Source organism: Pseudoxanthomonas koreensis, from assembly GCF_010093225.1.
Classification (GTDB): Bacteria; Pseudomonadota; Gammaproteobacteria; order Xanthomonadales; family Xanthomonadaceae; genus Pseudoxanthomonas; species Pseudoxanthomonas koreensis.
The window spans coordinates 1-21374 of record NZ_PDWM01000005.1; the positions used below are offsets into that span (position 1 = coordinate 1).

A 21374-nucleotide genomic window follows, 5' to 3' on the forward strand; every position below is an offset into this window, starting at 1 on the left:
GGGTGGGAGCATCGTGCTTCGGGCGCGCAACCCGCGACGGCCCGTTTGTGGCCGGGAGGGGGGGCGCAGGCAAAACATTCGCGCTTTGGGGGGCGCAACTCGCGACGGCTCGTTCTTCGTGGCCGCGGCTGCCGGGCATTCCCGGCGTGGTGCGAAAGGAGGGACTCGAACCCTCACGGGGGTTACCCGCTGGAACCTAAATCCAGTGCGTCTACCAGTTCCGCCACTTTCGCGATGCGGCGCATTGTAGCGGTGGAAAACGAAAAAGCCCGGCCAGGCCGGGCTTTTTCTTCGGGATGGTGGGCCGTCAAGGATTCGAACCTTGGACCTACTGATTAAGAGTCAGCTGCTCTACCAACTGAGCTAACGGCCCCGAAAACTGAGTTGCGCATTCTAGCGGAATCCGCCGTCCTGGCAACTCCCGCGGCTTGCGCCGCGCTGGAACAGGTGGGGTGGCTGAGGGGATTCGAACCCCCGACCACTGGAATCACAATCCAGTACTCTAACCAACTGAGCTACAGCCACCACATGAAAAACCCATCCGCCGGCCGCCCTGGATGGCGCGCCCGGCAGGACTCGAACCTGCAACCGCCGGCTTAGAAGGCCGGTGCTCTATCCGGTTGAGCTACGGGCGCACAACTCGGTGTCGCTACGGCCGTCCCGGCGTCGGGATGGTCGGGGTAGAGGGATTCGAACCCCCGACATCCTGCTCCCAAAGCAGGCGCGCTACCAGACTGCGCTATACCCCGGTGTGCTGGGTCGGTCCGGCTTCGCCACTGCCTCGAGGCTCGCCGAGCCCGGCTTCCCGATGCCCGAAGGCCTCCGGAAGGCCGGCCATTGTCCGGAACCCGCGCCATGGCTGTCAATGCCGCACCTGTTCCGGGCTGGCGCAGGCACCGCGGATGGGGGAAACTAGCGCGTTCCGTCGGGCCGGGAGGGCCGCCGGTGCCGGAACCCCACCAGACCATCGATTTTCCGCCGTGGCAGGAGCTGCGGCCGCAGGAGCCAGAACACATGCAAGTTTCCGTCGAATCCACCGGCAACCTCGAACGCCGCATGAACTTCAGCCTGCCGGCGGAGCAGCTGGAGTCCGGCGTCAGCGGGCGCCTGCGCGAGATCGCGCGCACCGCGAAGATGAAGGGTTTCCGTCCCGGCAAGATCCCGGCCAAGGTGATCGAGCAGCGCTTCGGCGACCAGGTCAAGGCCGAAGTGCTCGGCGGCCTGGTCCGCCAGACCTTCGATTCGGCCGTGCGCGAGCATGACCTGCGCCTGGCCGGCAACCCGCGCATCGACCGCGCCGGCGAGGGCGAGCTGGACTTCGTCGCCACCTTCGAGGTGGTGCCGGACTTCGGCGACGTCGATGTCGCCAAGCTCACCGTCGTGCGCCACACCGCCGAAGTGACCGACGCCGACATCGACCAGATGATCGAGAACCTGCGCCTGCAGCGCCGCACCTGGAACAAGGTCGAGCGCGCGGCGAAGCAGGGCGACCTGGTCGCGGGCGCGCTGTGGACGCAGGCCGGCGACTTCCGCCAGCCGGCCGAGGGTGCCGAGCAGTTCAACACCGTGATCGGCTCCGGCCAGCTGCTGCCGGCGCTGGAGAACGCGCTGGCCGGCCTCGAGGCGGGCGTGGAGACGGTGCTCGACGTGGCCTTCCCGGAGGGCTGGCGCCAGCCGCAGCTGGCCGGCAAAACCGCGCAGGTGCACGTGACCCTGGCCCAGGTTTCCGAGCCGGTGCTGCCGGAGGTCGACGCTGGCTTCATCCGCAGCTTCGGTGTCAAGAGCGGCGACATGGACAAGTTCCGCGAGGACATCCGCAGCAACCTGGCGCGCGAGCTCAAGGGCGCACTGATGAACCGCCTGCGCCGCGAAGTGGGCGAGCAGCTGACCGCCACCTGGGCCCATGTCGAGCTGCCGCCGCGCCTGGTCGAGAACGAGGCCCGCGGCATGCTTGCCCAGCAGGTCGAGCAGGTCCGCCGCAGCGGCCGCGACCCGGGCCAGCCCCCGGCCGACGCCCACCAGGCGTTCATGGAGCCGGCGCGCAAGCGCGTGCTGGCCGGCCTGCTGGTCGGCGAGGTGGCCCGCCGCCACGACCTGCGCCTGGATCCCAAGCGCGTGAACGAGACCCTGCGCCTGATCGCCTCGACCTACGAGCAGCCCGAGCAGGTCATTGAGATGTACCGCAACGACCCCCAGATGATGCAGGGACTGCAGAACCGGGTGATGGAAGAGCAGGTGATCGACTGGATCGCCGAGCGCGCCCAGCACACCGAGACGCCGCTGTCGTTCCAGGACGCGATCCGGGGATGATGCCGGCGGCGGGTGCGGCACGGTCGCCGCGCCCGCTATGCTGACCAAGGGCGCCCGGACTGCCGGGTGCCCGACCCCGAACGCAGGCACGCACCAGGAGCGCACGCAACGATGAGCATGATCCCGACCAAAGCCCTGAACCTGGTCCCGATGGTGGTCGAGCAGACCAGCCGCGGCGAGCGCGCGTACGACATCTATTCGCGCCTGCTCAAGGAGCGGGTGATCTTCCTGGTCGGCCCGGTCGAGGACCACGTCGCCAACGTGATCATCGCGCAGATGCTGTTCCTCGAGGCCGAGAACCCCGAGAAGGACATCAGTCTCTATATCAATTCGCCTGGTGGCCTGGTCACGGCCGGCATGGCGATCTACGACACCATGCAGTACATCAAGCCGGACGTGAGCACGATCTGCGTCGGCCAGGCCGCCTCGATGGGCGCGGTGCTGCTGGCCGCCGGCGCCGCCGGCAAGCGTTACGCGCTGCCGAATTCGCGGGTGATGATCCACCAGCCGCTGGGCGGCTTCCAGGGCCAGGCCACCGACATCGACATCCACGCCCGCGAGATCCTCAGCATGCGCGCGCGCCTGAACGAGATCCTGGCCCAGCACACCGGCCAGTCGATCGAGACCATCGGCCGCGACACCGAGCGCGACAACTTCAAGAGCGCGGCCGAGGCCAAGGCCTACGGCCTGGTCGACCAGGTCCTGGAGCGCCGTCCGGACGACTCGATCCAGGCCGGCTGACCCCTGCCCGCGAACGCCCCGCGCCGCCCGCGAAAGCAGGCCGGCCCGGGGCCTGCAAGCCCCCGAAAGCCCGGCCCGGCGCGCCTCTGGCGCGGTTCCGGCCCTGTGCTATTCTCGCCCCAAACCCCGCCGCGGCGGGCTGGAACACTGGAAAAAGCAAAGCATGAGCGAAGACCGGCAAGGCCGTTCCGGCGACAGCAACAAGATCCTGTACTGCTCGTTCTGCGGCAAGAGCCAGCACGAGGTGCGCAAGCTGATCGCCGGCCCGAGCGTGTTCATCTGCGATGAATGCGTGGAGCTCTGCAACGACATCATCCGCGAGGAACTGGAGGAGAAGGCCCAGTCCGCGCGCAGCTCGCTGCCCAAGCCGCGCGAGATCCTCGAGGTCCTGGACCAGTACGTGATCGGCCAGCAGCGGGCGAAGAAGACCCTCGCCGTGGCCGTGTACAACCACTACAAGCGGATCGAGAGCCGCCAGCGCAACGAGGACGTGGAGCTGGCCAAGTCCAACATCCTGCTGGTCGGCCCGACCGGTTCGGGCAAGACCCTGCTGGCCGAGACCCTGGCGCGCCTGCTCAACGTCCCGTTCACCATTGCCGATGCGACCACGCTGACCGAGGCCGGCTACGTCGGCGAGGACGTGGAGAACATCATCCAGAAGCTGCTGCAGAAGTGCGACTACGACGTCGACAAGGCGCAGCAGGGCATCGTCTACATCGACGAGATCGACAAGATCTCGCGCAAGAGCGAGAACCCGTCGATCACCCGCGACGTGTCCGGCGAGGGCGTGCAGCAGGCGCTGCTGAAGCTGATCGAAGGCACCGTGGCCAGCGTGCCGCCGCAGGGCGGGCGCAAGCATCCGCAGCAGGAATTCCTGCAGGTGGACACCAAGAACATCCTGTTCATCGTCGGCGGCGCGTTCGCCGGGCTGGACAAGATCATCCAGCAGCGCAGCACCGAGGCCGGCGGCATTGGTTTCGGCGCCAAGGTGAAGAGCAGTTCGCGCAAGGCCGACACCGGCAAGCTGCTGGCCGAGGTCGAGCCGGAGGACCTGATCAAGTTCGGCCTGATCCCGGAGTTCGTCGGCCGCCTGCCGGTGGTGGCGACCCTGGAGGAGCTGGACGAGCCGGCCCTGGTCAAGATCCTGACCGAACCGAAGAACGCCATCACCAAGCAGTTCAAGAAGCTGTTCGAGATGGAGGGCGTGGAGCTGGAGTTCCGCCCCGACGCGCTGGCGGCGATCGCGCGCAAGGCGCTCAAGCGCAAGACCGGCGCCCGCGGCCTGCGCACGATCGTCGAATCGGTGCTGCTGGACACCATGTACGACCTGCCGTCGGCCGAGAACGTCAGCAAGGTGGTGGTGGACGAGTCGGTGATCGACCACAGGACCGAGCCGTACCTGATCTACCAGACCCCGCCGGCGGCGCCGAAGGTGGCCTCCGCCGAGTGATCGCCGGGCGATCGTCCAGCGCGTCAAGGAAGCCCCGGCCGCGTCCGGGGCTTCCTGCATCTGCTTGACCGCAAAGGGGTTTTGCCAGGGTTCTTGCAACACTGAGGGGCAGACCCCATAACGGGGGCAGGACGGCACGAGCCGTCATCCCCGCATCCCCGGAGCCTGCATGTCCCGCACCCGATCCGACGCCCTGGAACTGCCCGTCCTGCCCCTGCGCGACGTGGTCGTGTTCCCGCACATGGTCATCTCGCTGTTCGTCGGCCGGGACAAGTCCATGCGCGCGCTGGAACAGGCGATGGAGGCCGACAAGCAGATCCTGCTGGTCGCGCAGAAGTCCGCCGAGACCGACGACCCCGATGCCGGCGACCTCTACGCCATCGGCACCCTGGCCCAGGTCCTGCAGCTGCTGAAGCTGCCGGACGGCACCATCAAGGTGCTGGTCGAAGGCACCGCGCGCGTGCACGTGGACCGCATCGCCGAGCGCGACGGGGCCCTGCACGGCCGCGGCGAGCTGGTCGAGGCCGGCAGCGGCCGCAGCGAGCGCGAGGTCGAGGCGGTCGCGCGCACCCTGACCAGCCAGTTCGAGCAGTACGTCAAGACCAACCGCAAGCTGCCGCCGGAACTGCTGCAGACGCTGTCGGGCATCGACGACCCCGGCCGCCTGGCCGACACCATCTCCGCGCACATCGGCGTGCGCCTGGCCGACAAGCAGCGGCTGCTGGAAAGTGCCGACGTCGGCGAGCGGCTGGAACTGCTGGTCGGCCTGGTCGAGGGCGAGATCGACGTGCAGCAGATGGAGAAGCGCATCCGCGGCCGGGTCAAGTCGCAGATGGAGCGCAGCCAGCGCGAGTACTACCTCAACGAGCAGATGAAGGCGATCCAGAAGGAGCTGGGCGACCTGGACGATTCGCCCGGCGAGATGGACGAGCTGGTGCGCCGCGTCGCCGAGGCCGGCATGCCCAAGGCAGTGGAGGCCAAGGCCCGCGCGGAACTGAACAAGCTCAAGCAGATGTCGCCGATGTCGGCCGAGGCCGCGGTGGTGCGCAACTACCTGGACTGGCTGCTGGGCGTGCCGTGGAAGAAGCGCAGCAAGGTGCGCAAGGACCTGGCCGCCGCGCAGGAAACGCTCGACGCCGACCACTATGGCCTGGACAAGGTCAAGGAGCGCATCCTCGAATACCTCGCGGTGCAGTCGCGGGTGAAGCAGATGAAGGGCCCGATCCTGTGCCTGGTCGGCCCTCCGGGCGTGGGCAAGACCTCGCTGGGACAGTCGATCGCCAAGGCGACCAACCGCAAGTTCGTGCGCATGTCGCTGGGCGGCGTGCGCGACGAGGCCGAAATCCGCGGCCACCGCCGCACCTACGTCGGCTCGATGCCGGGCCGGATCGTGCAGAACCTCAACAAGGTCGGCACGAAGAACCCGCTGTTCGTGCTCGACGAGATCGACAAGATGTCGATGGACTTCCGCGGCGACCCGTCCTCGGCGCTGCTGGAAGTGCTCGATCCGGAGCAGAACCACTCGTTCAACGACCACTACCTGGAGGTCGACCTGGACCTGTCCGAGGTGATGTTCGTGGCGACCTCCAACTCGCTGCGCATCCCCGGCCCGCTGCTGGACCGCATGGAGGTGATCCGCATCCCCGGCTACACCGAGGACGAGAAGCTCAGCATCGCCCTGCGCTACCTGGTGCCCAAGCAGCTCAAGGCCAATGGCCTCAAGCCCGAGGAACTGGCCATCGCCGAGGACGCGGTGCGCGACATCGTGCGCTATTACACGCGCGAGTCGGGCGTGCGCAACCTGGAGCGCGAGATCGCCAAGATCTGCCGCAAGGTGGTCAAGGAGATCGCCCTGCGCGGCCCGCAGCCGGCGAAGAAGGCGGCCAAGGCCGCAACGAAGAAGGCCGCCGCGCGCAAGCCGAAGTCCGCGCTGGTCAAGGTCGATGCGAAGAACCTGGACAAGTACCTGGGCGTGCGCCGCTTCGACTACGGCCGCGCCGAGGAGCAGAACGAGATCGGCCTGGTCACCGGCCTGGCCTGGACCGAGGTCGGCGGCGACCTGCTGCAGATCGAGGCCACCCTGGTGCCGGGCAAGGGCCAGCTGATCCTCACCGGCCAGCTCGGCGACGTGATGAAGGAATCGGCCTCGGCGGCGCTGTCGGTGGTGCGCGCGCGCGCCGAGGCGCTCGGCATCGAGACCGACTTCCTGCAGAAGCAGGACGTGCACCTGCACGTGCCCGACGGCGCCACGCCCAAGGACGGTCCCAGCGCCGGCATCGCCATGGTCACCGCGCTGGTATCCACCCTGACCAAGGTGCCGGTGCGCGCCGACATCGCCATGACCGGCGAGATCACCCTGCGCGGCAAGGTCACCGCGATCGGCGGGCTCAAGGAGAAGCTCTTGGCCGCGCTGCGCGGCGGCATCCGCACCGTGGTGATCCCGGAGGAGAACCGCAAGGACCTGGCCGACATCCCGGCCAACGTCACCGCCGGGATGAAGATCGTGCCGGTGCGCTGGATCGACGAGGTGCTCGACCTGGCGCTGGAGCGGCCGCTGCGGCCCGCCGCCGCCGACAAGCCCGCCGGCAGCGGGAAGGGCGTGCGCCGGCGCCAGCGCGCCGGCCAGGACACGAACGACGTCAAGCACTGACGCGGCTGCCGACGGGGCGGACAAGGCGATGGCGCGGGTGGCAAACACCCGCGCCATTGCTGCATTTCCGGGTTGCGGCAAGGGGGCGGCGCCCTGTATAACGAGCGCACCCGCCGGCGGCCATGACCGCGTGGCGGAACCGGACCAGGGGACACGCCGGATCAGCGCGGATCCCCACCACTCATTCGCGGCGAGGCCGCACAGGGAGCAATCAAGCATGAACAAAACCGATCTGATCGACGCCGTCGCCAACGAGGCCGAAGTCACCAAGGCCGAGGCCGCCCGCGCCGTCGATGCGGTGGTCAATTCCATCACCAGCGCGCTGAAGAAGGGCGACGCGGTGACCCTCGTGGGCTTCGGCACGTTCCAGGTGCGCAAGCGCGCCGCGCGCACCGGCCGCAACCCGAAGACCGGCGAAACCATCAAGATCAAGGCTTCGAAGAACCCGGCGTTCAAGGCTGGCAAGGCCCTGAAGGACGCTGTAAACTGATCGACCCCGCTGCCAGGGCAGGGTGCATGCACCCGGGTGCTTAGCTCAGCGGTAGAGCGTCGCCCTTACAAGGCGAGGGTCGGGGGTTCGAAACCCTCAGCACCCACCAGCCTGGGCGGCGCGGCAACACGAAACAGCTTGTAGGGCGGATGCGAATCGTCCTACAATGTCCGTCTCGACGCGGAGTGGTAGTTCAGTCGGTTAGAATGCTGGCCTGTCACGCCGGAGGTCGCGGGTTCGAGTCCCGTCCACTCCGCCACTATCCGGAAAGGCCCCTGGGAAACCAGGGGCCTTTTCTTTTCCGGCCTTTGCCCGGCTTCCGCCCGCTGCGCCGTCGCCCGTGCCGCCCCGGGCGCCCGCGACAGGTTAAACTCGCGCGCTAACTTCCGCCGTCAATCGATTGGGCTGGCAACAATGCTGCAGAAACTCCGCGACCGGTCGTCCGGCTGGGTGGCCACGGTCATCATCGGCCTGCTGATGATCCCGTTCCTGTTCGTCGTCGACCAGAGCTACCTCGGTGGCGTGGGCGCCAACAACGTCGCCCAGGTCAAGGCGCCGCCCACCTGGTGGCAGGGCGCGCCGAAATGGTGGCCGGCCTCGATGCTGTGGGAACACCGCGAAGTGGGCGTGGACGAATTCCGCCAGCGGTTCGAGCAGGAGCGCATGCGCCAGCGCGAAGAGCAGGGCGATGCGTTCGATCCGCGCGCCTTCGAGACCCTGGAGAACAAGCGCAAGGTGCTGGAAAGCCTGCTCGACGAGAAGGCGCTGCAGCTGGCCGCCGAGCGCTCCGGCGTGGTCGTCGGCGATGCCGCCGTGCGCGAGTACATCGCGACGATCCCGGCGTTCCAGGTCGACGGCCGTTTCGACGAGAACCGCTACCGGCTGGCGCTGGCGGCGCAGGTGCCGGCGCGCACGCCGGCGCAGTTCGAGGCGCTGGTGCGCGAGTCGCTGCAGCAGTCGCTGATCCCGCTGGCCGTGGGCACTTCCGCGTTCCTCACCGACGCCGAGCTGGACCGCATCCTGCGCCTGTCCGGCGAGACCCGCGACATCGAGATCGCGCTGCTGCCGCTGGCGGCCGAAGACACCGCGCCGGTCGGCGACGACGAGATCGAGGCCTGGTACAAGGCCAATCCGTCCGACTTCGTCCGCCCCGAGGCGGTGACCCTGGAATACATCGAAGTCCTCGGCGCGAACCTGCCGGCACCGGCTCCCGCCGACGAGGCCACGCTGCGCAAGCGCTTCGAGGAAGAGAAGGCGCGCTTCGTCGAACCGGAGCAGCGGCTGGCTTCGCACATCCTGGTCCGGGTCGACGCCGATGCCGACGAGGCCACGCGCAAGGCGGCGCAGGAGAAGGCGCAGCGCCTGGCCGACGAAGCGCGGGCGGCGGGCGCGGATTTCGCCGCGCTGGCGAAGGCCAACTCGGAAGACCCCGGCTCGCGCGACAGCGGCGGCGACCTGGGCTGGGTCGAGCGCGGGATGATGGTCGGTCCGTTCGACGACGCGTTGTTCACGATGCAGGCTGGCGAAGTGCGCGGGCCGGTACAGACCGACTTCGGCTACCACGTGCTGCAGCTGCGCGAGCTCAAGCAGGGCGCGCAGGTCGAGTTCGAGCAGGTGCGCGAGGAACTGGCCCGCGAGCAGGCCCAGGCCGACCGCGAGCGCGGTTTCAGCGACCAGGTCGGGCAACTGACCGACCTGGTCTACCAGAACCCCTCGTCGCTGGCCCCGGCTGCCGAAAAGCTCGGCCTGCAGGTGCGCACGCTGGGTCCGTTCACGCGCGAAGAGACGGTCGGCATTGGTGCGGCGCCGGAAGTGAAGAAGCTGGCCTTCTCCGAGGCGATGATCGAGGACGGCACTGCCAGCGATCCGATCCAGCTCGGGCCGGAGCACAGCGTGGTGATCCGTGTGGTGGAGCACGCGCCCGAACAGCCGCGGCCGCTGGCCGAGGTGCGCGAACAGGTGGTTGCCGCGGTCCGCGCCGATCGCCGCGAGAAGGCCGCGATCGCCGCCGCCGATGCGCTGGTCGAGCGCCTGCGCAAGGGCGAGGCGATCGCCGCGGTGGCCGCGGAGGCCGGTGCCGAGCTGGCGCCGCTCCCGGGCCTGCCGCGTGGCGTGCCGGCGCCTTCGCCGGAGGGCAACCGCGCCATCTTCGCCGTCGCCGCTCCCGCGGAGGGCAAGCCGGCCGCGGGTCGTTTCGAACTGCAGGGCGGTCGCCAGGCCGTGTTCGTGGTCAATGCGGTGCATCCGGGCAAGCCGGAGGAACTGCAGGCCGAGCAGCGCAAGTCGCTGCGCGCGCAGCTCGAGCAGATCGACGGCAGCATCGCCGCCGAGGCCTACGTGGCCGCGATCCGCAAGGGCTTCGACGTGGTGGTCGAGGAAAGCCAGCTGTAGCCACTGGACGGAATTGCCAGGCTCGTACGAAGGAAGGGCGCGGTGGACCACCGCGCCCTTCCTATTTGCGGCACACCTGTTGCAACTCAGTCCAGCCGCAGCACCATGCCGGGCCGGAGCACGCTCTTCGCGTGCAGTCCGTTCAGGTCGAGCAGGCGCTGCGTGCTCACGCCATGTCGCCTGGCGATGGTCGAGGCCGAATCGCCGCGGCGCACGGTGTAGGTCGCCGCGGCGGCATCGGCCTGTGCGACGACCGGCGATGCCGCGGCGGACGCGGTGCCTGCCGTGCCGGCGCCTGTCGCTGGCACCAGCGCCAGTGGCGTGCCGCGGCTGGGCCAGTGGCCGGCCAGCGCCGGGTTGAGCCGGCGCAGCGTCGCCGCGTCCTGGCCGTTGCGCGCGGCCCATTGTTCGAGCGAGCGGGCGTCGTCCAGCGGTTGCGCGCGCAGCGGCGTCACCGGGCGATCCAGGGCTGCACGCCACTGCGGCTGCGTGCCGGCCTGTTCGAGCAGGCAGGCCAGTGCGTGCAGCTTCTCGACGTAGGCGTAGGTGATCTGCGGCAGTCCGCCGACGTTTTGTGGCGCGGCGCTGGCGACCTCGCCGCCGCTGCGCCGCAGTGCCTGCAGCACGCGGAATTCGCCGGCGTTGTAAGCCATGACGGTGAGGCGCCAGTTGCCATCGAAGCGGCGGTACAGGGCTTCCAGGTAGCTCACCGCCGCTCGGGTCGACTCGGCCGGCGACAGGCGCGCGTCGTAGCCCTTCTCGATGCGCAGGCCGTGGCTGCGCCCGGTGATGGTGATGAACTGCCACAGTCCCGCCGGCCCCGACCGGCTGCGCGCGCCCGGTGCGTAGCCGCTTTCGACGAAGGGGATCAGCGCGAACTCGGTGGGCAGGTCGGCCGCGCGCAGCGATTCGACGACGTGGCCGAACAGCGCCAGCGTGTCTCCCCCGGGAGCGCCCAGGCGCTGTGGCGCATGCGCGAAGTGCTTGCGCCAGCGTGGCTCTGCATCGCGGCATTGCGGCTCGGCCAGGCCATCGCGGAAGGATTCGAAGATCGCCAGGCCCGTGGTGGGCGCGGCGACGGGCGTGTCGCTGCCTTCGGCAGGCATCGCCGCCGGAGCCGCGGGTTGCGGCGGCGTGGCCGCCGCCCCGTCCACCTGCGCCCCGTCCACCGGCTCCGCGGCCGCTGGCACGACGGTGGTGGTTTCGTCCGCCTGCACCTGTCCCCGGCCCGTCGTCGGCGAGGTCGCGCACGCGGACAGCGCGAGCACGGCCAGCGGCCAGCAGCGGGCGAGGATGCGGTTGGTCATGCGCGGAACGTGTCCTTCCAGGCGCGGAGCGTGGCGAACGCCTCGACCGCATCGGCCGGTGTGTGGCCGAGCCGGCGACCGACCGAAGAGAGCACTTCCTGCGCGTCGCAGCGCAGGAACGGATTGCAGTCGCGCTCGCTGGCGATGGTGGAGGGCAGGGTGGCTTCGCCGGCGGCGCGCAGCCGCGCCACTTCCGCGCCGCGTGCGGCCAGCGCGGCGTTGCCCGGTTCCACTTCGCGGGCGAAGGCGGCGTTGGCCAGGGTGTATTCGTGGCCGCAGCAGACCCGGGTCTGGCCGGGCAGTGCGGCCAGCCGCTGCAGCGAGTGCAGCATCTGCTCCGGCGTGCCTTCGAACATGCGCCCGCAGCCGAGGCTGAACAGCGTGTCGCCGCAGAACAGGTGGTCCTCGACGACATAGGCGAGGTGGTTGCTGGTGTGCCCGGGCACCGCGAGCACCTGCACGTCACGGTCGAGCAGCCGCAACCGGTCGCCGTCGCCGACCCGCTCGCAGTCCAGTGCGATGCGCGCGTCGTCCGGCGCGAACACCGGCAGCCCGGGCCAGCGCCGCAGCAGTTCCGGGACGCCGCCGACATGGTCGGGGTGGTGGTGGGTGAGCAGGATCGCCGACGGCACCAGGCCGGCGTCGGCGGCCGCCAGCACCGGCGCGGCCTCGCCCGGGTCGACCAGCAACGACCGGTTCGCGTCGCGCAGGACCCAGATGAAGTTGTCCTCGAATGCGGGCAGCGCGCTCAGTCGCATAGAATCGCGACCATGCCCGCCGCCGCGTCCAGCCGTCAACCCGGCGCCCCGCTCCGGTTCAGGAGAGCGGAGGCCGACTGGCTGCTGGCGGAGGAGCGCGCATGGCTGTCGGCGCAACTGGCCGCGCGCCCGGCGCGGCCATGGCTGTGGCTGGCGCCGCCGGCGTCGATGCCGCGCGACTGGCCGCTGCCGCCGCCACGCGGCGTGCTGCTGTGCGCGCAGGGCGACGGCTACACCGGCACCGTGCGCTGCAGCGCCTCGCTGCCCCTGGCCAACGAATGCCTGGGCGACGTGGTGCTGCAGCATCCGGGCCGTGATGCCGGCGCGCTTCTGGCCGAGTGCGAGCGGGTGCTGGTGGAAGGCGGGCGGTTGTGGCTGTTCACGCTCAATCCGTGGAGCCCGTACCGCTGGCGCACGGCCGGTGACCTCCCGGTCGTCGCGCCCGGCAAGTGGCTGCAGCGACTGCGTACGCTGGGGCTGCAGCTGGATGCGCCGCACTACATCGGTCCCTGCTGGCGCATGGGCCATGCCGGTGCGGCCGCGCGGATCGCGCCGCTGCGCGCCAGCTGTGTGTGGGTGGCGGAGAAGCGCGGGCTGGCGCCGGTCGCGCCGCTGCCGGTCGCATGGCGCGGCGGTGCCGCGCCGGCCGCCTGAACGCAAGCAAGGCAGGCCGCCGCCACGGGCCGGCAAGAACGATGACACGGACAACCGACTGGAACGAACGACACGAAGCATGGGGATGAAGAAGATCGAGATCCACACCGACGGCGCCTGCCTCGGCAATCCGGGGCCGGGTGGCTGGGGCGCGCTGCTGCGCTACAACGCGCACGAACGCGAACTGGCGGGCGGCGAGCCCGACAGCACCAACAACCGCATGGAACTGATGGCGGCGATCATGGCCCTGGAAACCCTGAGCGAGCCATGCGAGGTGGTGCTGCACACCGATTCGCAGTACGTCCGCCAGGGCATCACCGAGTGGATGTCCAACTGGGTGCGGCGCGGCTGGAAGACCGCCGGCGGCGACCCGGTCAAGAACCGCGACCTGTGGGAGCGCCTGCACGCCGCCGCCGGCCGCCATCGCGTCGACTGGCGCTGGGTCAAGGGCCACAACGGCGACCCGGACAACGAGCGCGTGGACGTGCTCGCGCGCACCGCCGCGCAGCAGGTTCGCGACAGCGGCAAGGTACACTGAGCGCCGCATGCGCCAGATCATCCTCGATACCGAGACCACCGGCCTGGAGTGGAAGAAGGGCAACCGCGTCGTCGAGATCGGTTGCGTGGAACTGCTCGAGCGCCGGCCCAGCGGCCGCACCTTCCACCGCTACCTCAGGCCCGACTGCCCGTTCGAGCCCGGGGCGCAGGAAGTCACCGGCCTGACCCTGGAGTTCCTCGCCGACAAGCCGGGCTTCGAGGAGGTGGCCGAAGAGTTCCTCGAATTCGTCGACGGCGCCGAACTGGTCATCCACAACGCGGCCTTCGACCTGGGCTTCCTCGACTCCGAACTGTCGCGGCTGGGCGAGCGCTACGGGCGCATGGCCGACCGCACCACCACGGTGGACACCCTGCTGCTGGCGCGCGAACGCTTCCCCGGCCAGCGCAATTCGCTGGACGCGCTGTGCAAGCGGCTGGGCGTGGACAACTCGCACCGGCAGCTGCACGGCGCGTTGCTCGACGCGCAGATCCTTGCCGATGTGTATATCGCCCTGACTTCCGGCCAGGAGGAGATCGGCTTCGGCGACGCGGGGGCGGAGGCGGTGCGCCGGCCGGCCGCGGTGGCCAGCTTCGCGCCGGCCGCCGGCGAACGGCCGCGCATCGGCGTGCTGGCGGAAGAGGAAGTGGCGCACCTGCGCCGCCTGGAAACCCTGCGCAAGAAAGCGGGCCGCGCGCTCTGGGACGAAGTGGCCGGGACCGACGAGGCGGCGCAGGCTCCGGCGGCGGCGACGGCCTGAAGCCCCGCTCCCGCCGGGAGTGGGGGAAAGCTACTGGCAGCGGACCAGGACGGCGGTGACGTTGTCCGAGCCGCCGCCGTCCAGCGCCGCGGCCACCAGGCTGTCCACGCATTCCTGCGCGCTGCAGTCCTGCTCGCCGAGGGTGTCGGCGATGCGGCGGTCTTCCACTTCCTCGGTCAGGCCGTCGCTGCACAGCAGCAACTGCATGCCCGGGCGCAGGTCGCCGGCCATGGTCGACACGTTCAGGTGGTTCGGGTCGGTCACGCCCAGCGCCTGGGTGACGACGTTGCGGTGCGGATGCGAACGGGCCTGTTCCGGGGTGAGGCTGCCCTGCTCGATCAGGTCCTGGACGTAACTGTGGTCCTGGCTGAGCTGGGCCAGATTGCCGTCGCGCCACAGGTAGGCGCGACTGTCGCCGACCCAGGCCACCTCGAAGCGCTGGCCCTGCACGCGCGCGGCGACCACGGTGGTCCCCATGGGCAGGGCATCGTTGCGCCGGCGCGAGACGCGGATGATCTCCTCGTCGGCGATGCGGATGGCCTGGGCCAGGGGGGTGCCGCTGCGGATCTCGCGGACGATGGTCTCGCGGGCCAGGGCGCTGGCCACCTCGCCGCATGCGTGGCCGCCCATGCCGTCGGCCACCAGCCACAGGCCCAGCTCGCTGTCGCCGTAATAGGTGTCTTCGTTGAGCTGGCGGCGCAGGCCGACGTGGGTCAGGTGTCCGAATTCGATCATGGGGTCGGCGCGAGGTGTTGCTCAAGGATGCATACGCAATGATCCGTGCGGACAGGCCAGCGGGCAAGGCGATGGCGGATGGGGCGGGCTGCGGCGCGCGCAGCGCCAGACCCGACTTGTCGCGCAGGGGCCGGGCCCGTATCATTCACCGCCCCGGCCGCGCCGGGGACCGCTGGAGAGGTGGCAGAGCGGTTGAATGTACCTGACTCGAAATCAGGCAGGCGTTTATAGCGCCTCGAGGGTTCGAATCCCTCCCTCTCCGCCAACGAACACACGGGGGCTGCGCCAACAGGCGCAGCCCTTTCGTTTGTGGCCAGAGTAAAAGGGGACGGAGGCAATTGAGCACATGTGCTTAATTGCCTCCGTCCCCTTTTTACGCCCATCGCGCTTGCCGGGGGCGGTAGACTGGCCGCACTCCCTCCGCGTGACCCGACCATGTCCGAAATCCTCGTCCCCGTGTCCTTCGGCGAACTGCTCGACAAGATCGCGATCCTGCAGATCAAGTCCGAACGCATGACCGATCCGGCCAAGCTGGCCAACGTGCGCAAGGAGCTCTCCGCGCTCGAGCACACCTGGCTGCAGCACCCCGCCGCCGGCGGCGACATCACCCACCTGCGCGCGCAGCTCAAGGCGGTGAACGAGCGCCTGTGGGAGATCGAGGACGACATCCGGGTCAAGGAGAAGGCGCAGGAGTTCGACGCGGACTTCGTGCGCCTGGCGCGCAGCGTCTACTTCGAGAACGACGAGCGCGCGCGGGTGAAGAAGGAAATCAACCTGGCGCTGGGCTCGGCCTACGTCGAGGAGAAGTCCTACCAGGACTACCGCGCCGGCGCCGCGCCCTGAGCCACGCCGGGCGCCGGCCGTGATGCCGGTGCCGCGCCTTCCGCCAGTTCCAGTGCGCGGATCCTGGCCATGTGGCGGACCATGCGCAGCCGCGGGCCGTGCGGGATCGCCACGCCGTAGCCCTGGTGCAGCCGCTCCACGTCGCGCGGATCGCCCAGGCCGATCGCGCCGAGCTGGGCGACCAGCAGCGCCTGCTCCTGCACCTCCATCGGCAAGGCCTGCGGCAGCTGCAGCACGGCTTCGCCGCTGGCGCGCATGGCCGCGGGGTCGCGCGCGGCGGCGGCGGCGTAGAGCGCCAGCACCCGCTGCACCGGTTCGGGCTGCAGGGCCGGGTCGATCCAGGCAGGCGCTATCCAGGCGCCCTGCAGGTCCGGCGCCGGCAGGTGGCCGATCGTGGCCATGGCCACTTCCGATGCCGCTTCGATCCACGTGGCCGGGTCGGCGACGGCGCCGTGCGACAGCCCCAGCAGCGCCTGCAACGGTGCTTCGGCCACGGGCAGGTCGGCCGCGCGCCGGCCGAGGCTGCTGGCGTGCGTGCCTTCGCGCAGCGCACGCGCCAGGACCAGGGCGCGCTGCCGGCCCAGCAGCAGGCTGTGGCCTGCCAGCGCGGGCAGGTCGGCCGAAGCCGGCGGCGGCTGCCGGCCTTCGAGCAGGTCCAGCACCGGCAGCCCGTTGTCGGCCAGGCGCTGCAGGGTGTCGGCGCGGTCGGCGCGGAAGCGCGTGCGTGGCCCCTGCAGCGCGACCACCGGATGGAAATCGCTGTGCGGCGGCGCGCGCAGGGCGCGGACGTAGGTGTCCAGCAGCGCGGCGCCGCCGATGCGGCGCAGGTCCAGCGCCGCGTCGCTGGACAGCCCCACGCGCGCGGTCTCGCGCGCCAGCGCCGCGGTGTCGCGCAGCCGCGCGGCATCGTGCGCCGGGCAGCGGCGGCGGCAGGCGACCACGACCAGGTCGTTGTCCTGGGCCAGGTACACCGCCGCATCGGGAAACTGCGTGCGCAGCGCGGCGACGATCCGCGCCAGCAGCGCATCGTCGATCTCGTAGGTCTGCAGCCACTGCACCAGCACGCCGTCGTCGGCCAGGTGCTCGTGCAGGAAGCGGTAGAACTCGGCGGTGAACAGCCCGGCCACGCCGCTGACCCAGGGATTGGACGGCTCGGACACGATCACGTCGTAGCGCCGCCGGCCGCTGGCGTAGAAGCGGCGCGCGTCATCGAAGTGGACCCGTGAACGCGGGTCGTGCAGGGCGCGGTCGATACGCGCGGCGAACAGGCGCGCGCCGGCGGCATGCACCACCGGTTCGATTTCCACCGTCTCCACCCGCCGCACCCGGTCGCTGCCGAGCAGGGTGTGGGTGGACAGGCCCAGGCCCCAGCCGATCACCCCGACCTGGCGCGGCTGCGGATGCAGCGCCAGCGGCAGCGCGCCGAGGCTGACCATGGTCAGTTCGTCGCCGCCTGGAGGACCGTCGACGCTGGCCGCCATCGCCCCGTCGGACTTGCCGTTGGTCAGCAGCGACACGGTGCCGTGCATCGGCGAGCGGGCGACGCCTATCGTCGCGGTCTTGCCGTCGCGCAGGAACGGCACCTCCAGCGACGGATCCAGCCGGGCGAAGCCGGTGCGGAACGCGCCGGACAGCTGCGCGCGCGGATCCGGCCGTCCCCATTCGATGGACACCGCCAGCGCGCCGGTCGCGCCCAGCACCAGCAGCGCCACCCGCAGCGGCGACAGTTCCCCGCGCGCATGCGCCAGCAGCCAGAAGCCGAGCGCGACGTCGCCGGTGGCGGCCAGCAGCAACCCGCCGCGCACGCTGAGCAGCGGCACCAGCACGTGCATCATCAGCAGCACGCCGGCGATCGCGCCGACCGTGTTGGCCGCGTACAGGCGCCCGATCGCCGCCTCGCCGCTGCCGGCTCGGAGCAGGGCCAGGGTGAACAGCGGCAGGGTCATGCCGGCGAAGAACGCGGCCGGCAGCATCACCGCCAGGGCGATGCCGGCGCTGCCGAGCAGGAACAGCCGGTAGCCGCCGTCGGTGCGCGCCAGCGACTGCACCAGCGCGGCGGTCCAGTCGAACGAGTGGGCGAAGGCCAGCAGCGACAGCATCGCCATCACCCCCATCGCCACCTGCGCCAGCGCCGCGGTGCGCAACGGATCCACCAGCCGCGCCGCGCGCCGGTGCACCCACGCGCCGCCGAAGGCCAGGCCCAACAGGAACGCGGCCAGCATCAGCTCGAAGCTGTGCACCGTGGTGCCCAGGGCCTGGTGGAGCAGGCGGATCCAGCCGATCTCGTAGACGAAGGAGCAGGCGCCGGAGAGCAGTGCGATCCAAAGCACGGCGTGCGCCAGCCCGGGATGCGCGTGGTTGGCGGCGGTACCGGTGGCGACGGGCGTCGGGCCCGAGGTCTCCGCCGCGATTCCGCGCGATGGCACCTCGTTCGCGTGCGCGGGCGTGGACGTGGACGACACCACCGGCCGCTCATGCCGCCATGCCAGCCCCCCCGCCGCGGCCGCCACCACCAGGTTCACCACCGCCGCCACCGCCATCGCCCCGGGCATGCCCAGTCGTGGCAGCAGCAGGAAGGTCGCGCCCAGCGCGCCGAAGGCCGCGCCCAGGCTGTTGGCGAAATACAGCCCGCCGAGCACGCGCGCGTCCTGGTCGGGCGCCGCGCGCAGCCAGCCGGCGCTGAGCAGCGGGAAGGTCGCGCCCAGCAGCAGGCAGGCCGGCAGGATCAGCAGCGCGCCACTGAGCCAGGGATAGAGCTGCCCGGCCGCGCCGCCGCCCAGCACCGGCAGCACCGCTTCGGACAGCTGCATGTAGCCGCTGAACAGCGGATGGAACGCCAGCCCGAGCAGGCCGATCGCCGCCTCGGCCAGCGCATACGCACGCAGCAGGCGCCGCCAGCGCAGGCCCATGCGCGCCGCCAGCCAGGCGCCGCCGGCCATGCCGCCCATGAAGATCGCCAGCACCAGGCTCTGCGCATAGGCGGCGTGGCCCAGCACCAGCCCCAGGTAGTGCGACCACAGCGACTGGTAGACCAGCCCGGCGAATCCGGACAGCACGAACAGGAACAGGACCGCGGCGCCGGGCAGGGGCCGGATGCCGGCCCGCGTCGACAGCGGCTCTGCGCCAGTCATGCCACCGGCCGTCGCGCGCGGCGCCGCTCAGCCATCATGCGCGATGCGGTAACGCTCGAAGGCATCGATCGCATCGTCCACCGTGACCAGGTCCATCACCCCGTCGTGCTCGATCTTGGTGCCCCACTTGAGCGCGCTGGCGGGCTTGCCGAGGTAGCGGCGCGCCGCATCGTCGTAGCGGTCCACGCAGTAGCGCCGGTCCGAGTAGGGGCCGCTGCGCGCCGGGTTGCTGGCCGCGTGCAGGCCCAGCACCCTGGTGCCCATCGCGTTGGCGATGTGCATCGGGCCGGAGTCGGGGGTGACCAGCAGGCTGGCGCGTTCGAGCAGGGCCGGCAGCTGCTTGAGCGTGTCCTTGCCGACCAGGTCCAGTGCCGGCGCGCGCATCGCCGCCACGATCGCATCGGCGGTGCTGCGCTCCAGTTCGCGGCGCCCGCCACACAGCACCACCCGCCAGCCACGGCCGGCGGCATGGTCGGCCAGGGCCGCGTAGCGGTCGGGGTACCAGTTGCGGCGCACGTGGCTGGAGCAGGGCGAGACCATCAGCACCGGGGTGCCGTCATCGGGCCACTGCGCCTGCGCCCATTCCCGCGCCTCGTCCGGGACCGGCAGGTCCCAGGCCACCTGGTCCTGGACCAGGCCCAGCGGCTCGCAGAAGCTGCCGATCGCGTCGAGCACGTGGATGCCGGGGCGGTCGGCGATGCGCTCGTTGATGAAGAGGCCGTGCAGGTCCTTCGAACGCGAGCGGTCGTAGCCGATCCGGCGCCGCGCCGGGATGAAGGCCGAGAGCAGGTTGGCGCGGGCGGCGACCTGCATCTGCAGCAGCACCTCGAAGCCGCCGGCGGGCAGTTCGCGCCGCAGCGCGCGCATCCCGGCCAGGCCGCTGCGCTTGTCGTAGACGTGGAAAACCACTCCTTCCAGGCCGTCCAGCAGGCGCCGGCCGGCCGGGTCGATCACCCAGTGCAGCGGCGGTGCGTCCGGCCAGGCGCGCTGCAAGGTGCGCACCAGGGGAACGACGTGGGTCACGTCGCCGAGCGCGGACAGGCGGAGCAGGCAGAGGGGTGGGCGCATCGCTTGCGGCTGTTGTTAGACTCGTGCGGATGGTCGCCTTCGACGCCAGTGAAGCCCTGACGCCGTACCGCGCCGAGCGCGGATACGGGGCCATTCTGTTCGACCGCGAACGGCTGCGGCAAGCCGGCGCCGAACTGTTCTCCCCGGCGGCCTGGGGCGAGCGCGCGCGGCCGGTGGGCTCCGGCGGGCGTGGGGGGGCCTGGTTCGTGGACGCGCCGTCCGGGCCGTGCGTGCTGCGCCACTACCTGCCCGGCGGCATGGCCGCGCGCTTCAGCCGGGACCGCTACCTGTGGCGCGGGGCCTCGCACACGCGCAGCTTTGCCGAGTTCCGGCTGATGCGCGAACTGCTCGGCCGCGGCCTGCCGGTGCCGCGGCCGCTGGCCGCCAGCTATGAGCGCGATGGCGTCGGCTACCGCGCGGCGATCCTGCTGGAGCGGCTGACGGAGGTGCGCTCGCTCGCCGACCGCGCCCTGGTCGCCGGCAACGGTGCGCCCTGGGAGGAAGCGGGGCGGCTGATCGCGCGCTTCCACCGCGAGGGCCTGGACCACGCCGACCTCAACGCGCACAACCTGCTGTTCGACGGCAACGGCCGCGGCTGGATGATCGATTTCGACCGCTGCCGCCTGCGCATCCCCGCTACCCACTGGCGCGAGGGGAACCTGCGCCGGCTGCTGCGCTCGCTGGTCAAGCTGCGCGGCGAGCGCGCGTCGGGCGAGGTCGAAGCCGACTTCGCCCGCCTGCACCGCGCCTACGACCTGGTCTGGAAGCGGGGCTGCTGATGGCCGACTGGTCGCTGCGGCTGCACGGGGTCGGCAACGCGTCGGCGGTGGAGCTGGGCTCGGCCATGGCCAGCATCGAGCGCGACGGCCGGCCGGGGCTGACCATCGACTGCGGCGCCGAGGGACTGACCGCGCACGAGGCGCTCTACGGCGGCCCGCCCGACGCGGTGTTCGTCACCCACGTGCACCTGGACCACGTGGCCGGTTTCGAGCGGCTGTTCGTCTCCACCTATTTCGATCCGCACCGGCGTGGCAAGGTGCGGCTGTACGTGCCGGCGCCGGTGGTGCCGCTGCTGCAGCGGCGGGTCGGCGACTATCCCAACGTGCTGGCCGAGGGCGGGGCCAACTTCTGGGACGCGTTCCAGCTGGTCCCGGTGAGCGACGCGTTCTGGCACGACGGGCTGCGCCTGGAAGTGTTCCCGGTGCGCCACCACTGGCCCGACACCGCCTTCGGCCTGCGCCTGCGCGGCAGCGTGGTCTGGAGCGGCGACACCCGGCCGGTCCCGGAGATGCTGGCCCGGCACGCCGACGCCGGCGAACTGGTCGCCCACGACTGCGCGCTGCACGGCAATCCCTCGCATACCGGGCTGGACGACCTGGAGCGCGAATATCCCGATGCGCTGCGCAAGCGCATGCTGCTGTACCACTACGCCGGCCATGCCGACGCGGCGGCGATGGTCGCCCGCGGCTACCGGGTGGCGCGGCCCGGCGAAGCCTGGCCGCTGGCGGCGCCGACCGCGATGCAGGCAGCGCCATGAGCGCGCACGAGGCA

At 70.8% G+C, this 21374-nt stretch carries 17 protein-coding genes and 8 tRNA genes; 15 read left to right on the forward strand and 10 right to left on the reverse strand.

What is annotated here, in order from left to right; all coding sequences use genetic code 11:
• Positions 1–147: 147 nt before the first annotated feature.
• From CSC64_RS02540 to CSC64_RS02560, 5 genes are all read right to left on the reverse strand, one after another.
• Positions 148–233: transfer RNA gene (locus CSC64_RS02540), tRNA-Leu, on the reverse strand.
• Positions 234–297: 64 nt separating this feature from the next.
• Positions 298–373, reverse strand: a tRNA-Lys gene (locus CSC64_RS02545).
• Positions 374–448: 75 nt separating this feature from the next.
• Positions 449–525 (reverse strand) — tRNA-His (locus tag CSC64_RS02550).
• Between the two features lie 33 nt (positions 526–558).
• Positions 559–635 (reverse strand) — tRNA-Arg (locus tag CSC64_RS02555).
• Between the two features lie 37 nt (positions 636–672).
• A tRNA-Pro gene (locus tag CSC64_RS02560) sits at positions 673–749 on the reverse strand.
• A gap of 265 nt (positions 750–1014) precedes the next feature.
• Between CSC64_RS02560 and tig the strand changes: the two genes are divergently transcribed.
• From tig to CSC64_RS02600, 8 genes are all read left to right on the forward strand, one after another.
• Positions 1015–2310 carry a trigger factor gene (gene tig / locus CSC64_RS02565; RefSeq protein WP_162433768.1) on the forward strand — a complete coding sequence of 432 codons (1296 nt, stop codon included), beginning with the start codon at positions 1015–1017 and terminating at the stop codon, positions 2308–2310.
• Between the two features lie 117 nt (positions 2311–2427).
• Positions 2428–3051 carry an ATP-dependent Clp endopeptidase proteolytic subunit ClpP gene (gene clpP, locus CSC64_RS02570; RefSeq protein ID WP_425501656.1) on the forward strand — a complete coding sequence of 208 codons (624 nt, stop codon included), beginning with the start codon at positions 2428–2430 and terminating at the stop codon, positions 3049–3051.
• Positions 3052–3214: 163 nt separating this feature from the next.
• Positions 3215–4501: an ATP-dependent Clp protease ATP-binding subunit ClpX gene (gene clpX, locus CSC64_RS02575; RefSeq protein WP_162433770.1), complete on the forward strand. Its 1287-nt coding sequence runs from the start codon at positions 3215–3217 to the stop codon at positions 4499–4501.
• Positions 4502–4670: 169 nt separating this feature from the next.
• The gene (gene lon / locus CSC64_RS02580; protein ID WP_162433771.1) at positions 4671–7151 is read left to right on the forward strand and encodes an endopeptidase La; all 2481 of its coding nucleotides are present in this window, start codon (positions 4671–4673) and stop codon (positions 7149–7151) included.
• A 28-nt stretch (positions 7152–7179) separates the two neighbouring features.
• On the forward strand, positions 7180–7641 hold the full coding sequence (locus CSC64_RS14010; RefSeq protein WP_274381616.1) for an HU family DNA-binding protein: 462 nt from the start codon (positions 7180–7182) through the stop codon (positions 7639–7641).
• A gap of 34 nt (positions 7642–7675) precedes the next feature.
• Positions 7676–7750: transfer RNA gene (locus tag CSC64_RS02590), tRNA-Val, on the forward strand.
• Between the two features lie 73 nt (positions 7751–7823).
• A tRNA-Asp gene (locus tag CSC64_RS02595) sits at positions 7824–7900 on the forward strand.
• Positions 7901–8055: 155 nt separating this feature from the next.
• Positions 8056–10032: a peptidyl-prolyl cis-trans isomerase gene (locus CSC64_RS02600; protein ID WP_162433773.1), complete on the forward strand. Its 1977-nt coding sequence runs from the start codon at positions 8056–8058 to the stop codon at positions 10030–10032.
• Between the two features lie 86 nt (positions 10033–10118).
• On the opposite strand, the gene CSC64_RS02605 is transcribed toward CSC64_RS02600, so the two are convergent.
• Positions 10119–11339: a lytic transglycosylase domain-containing protein gene (locus CSC64_RS02605; protein ID WP_162433774.1), complete on the reverse strand. Its 1221-nt coding sequence runs from the start codon at positions 11337–11339 to the stop codon at positions 10119–10121.
• Positions 11336–12097 carry a hydroxyacylglutathione hydrolase gene (gloB, locus tag CSC64_RS02610; RefSeq protein WP_162433775.1) on the reverse strand — a complete coding sequence of 254 codons (762 nt, stop codon included), beginning with the start codon at positions 12095–12097 and terminating at the stop codon, positions 11336–11338. The genes CSC64_RS02605 and gloB overlap by 4 nt, the downstream gene beginning before the upstream one ends.
• A 12-nt stretch (positions 12098–12109) precedes the next feature.
• Between gloB and CSC64_RS02615 the strand changes: the two genes are divergently transcribed.
• The 3 genes from CSC64_RS02615 (at position 12110) to dnaQ (ending at position 14046) form a co-directional block, all read left to right on the forward strand.
• Positions 12110–12751 (forward strand): hypothetical protein, encoded by a 642-nt coding sequence (locus CSC64_RS02615; RefSeq protein ID WP_238389725.1) that lies wholly within the window; start codon positions 12110–12112, stop codon positions 12749–12751.
• Between the two features lie 85 nt (positions 12752–12836).
• On the forward strand, positions 12837–13289 hold the full coding sequence (gene rnhA, locus CSC64_RS02620; RefSeq protein WP_162433776.1) for a ribonuclease HI: 453 nt from the start codon (positions 12837–12839) through the stop codon (positions 13287–13289).
• Positions 13290–13296: 7 nt separating this feature from the next.
• Positions 13297–14046 carry a DNA polymerase III subunit epsilon gene (gene dnaQ / locus CSC64_RS02625; protein WP_162433777.1) on the forward strand — a complete coding sequence of 250 codons (750 nt, stop codon included), beginning with the start codon at positions 13297–13299 and terminating at the stop codon, positions 14044–14046.
• Between the two features lie 30 nt (positions 14047–14076).
• Here the strand turns inward: dnaQ and CSC64_RS02630 are convergent, their stop codons facing one another.
• A complete protein-coding gene (locus CSC64_RS02630; RefSeq protein WP_162433778.1) occupies positions 14077–14781 on the reverse strand; it encodes a PP2C family protein-serine/threonine phosphatase in 705 nt (234 codons plus the stop codon).
• A gap of 174 nt (positions 14782–14955) precedes the next feature.
• On the opposite strand from CSC64_RS02630, the gene CSC64_RS02635 reads away from it, so the two are divergent.
• Both CSC64_RS02635 and CSC64_RS02640 read left to right on the forward strand, forming a co-directional pair.
• Positions 14956–15046: transfer RNA gene (locus tag CSC64_RS02635), tRNA-Ser, on the forward strand.
• A gap of 170 nt (positions 15047–15216) precedes the next feature.
• Positions 15217–15624: a DUF6165 family protein gene (locus CSC64_RS02640; protein WP_162433779.1), complete on the forward strand. Its 408-nt coding sequence runs from the start codon at positions 15217–15219 to the stop codon at positions 15622–15624.
• Here the strand turns inward: CSC64_RS02640 and CSC64_RS02645 are convergent.
• Positions 15600–18755: a spermine/spermidine synthase domain-containing protein gene (locus tag CSC64_RS02645; RefSeq protein ID WP_162433780.1), complete on the reverse strand. Its 3156-nt coding sequence runs from the start codon at positions 18753–18755 to the stop codon at positions 15600–15602. The genes CSC64_RS02640 and CSC64_RS02645 overlap by 25 nt on opposite strands.
• 27 nt (positions 18756–18782) lie before the next feature.
• The gene (locus tag CSC64_RS02650) at positions 18783–19823 is read right to left on the reverse strand and encodes a glycosyltransferase family 9 protein (protein WP_162433781.1); all 1041 of its coding nucleotides are present in this window, start codon (positions 19821–19823) and stop codon (positions 18783–18785) included.
• 29 nt (positions 19824–19852) lie between these two features.
• Between CSC64_RS02650 and CSC64_RS02655 the strand changes: the two genes are divergently transcribed.
• Positions 19853–20602, forward strand: a complete 750-nt coding sequence (locus CSC64_RS02655; protein ID WP_162433782.1) for a 3-deoxy-D-manno-octulosonic acid kinase — start codon at positions 19853–19855, stop codon at positions 20600–20602.
• Complete coding sequence (locus CSC64_RS02660) at positions 20602–21360, forward strand: MBL fold metallo-hydrolase (RefSeq protein WP_162433783.1); 759 nt, start codon at positions 20602–20604, stop codon at positions 21358–21360. Before CSC64_RS02655 ends, CSC64_RS02660 begins: the two co-directional genes overlap by 1 nt.
• Positions 21361–21374: the final 14 nt, after the last annotated feature.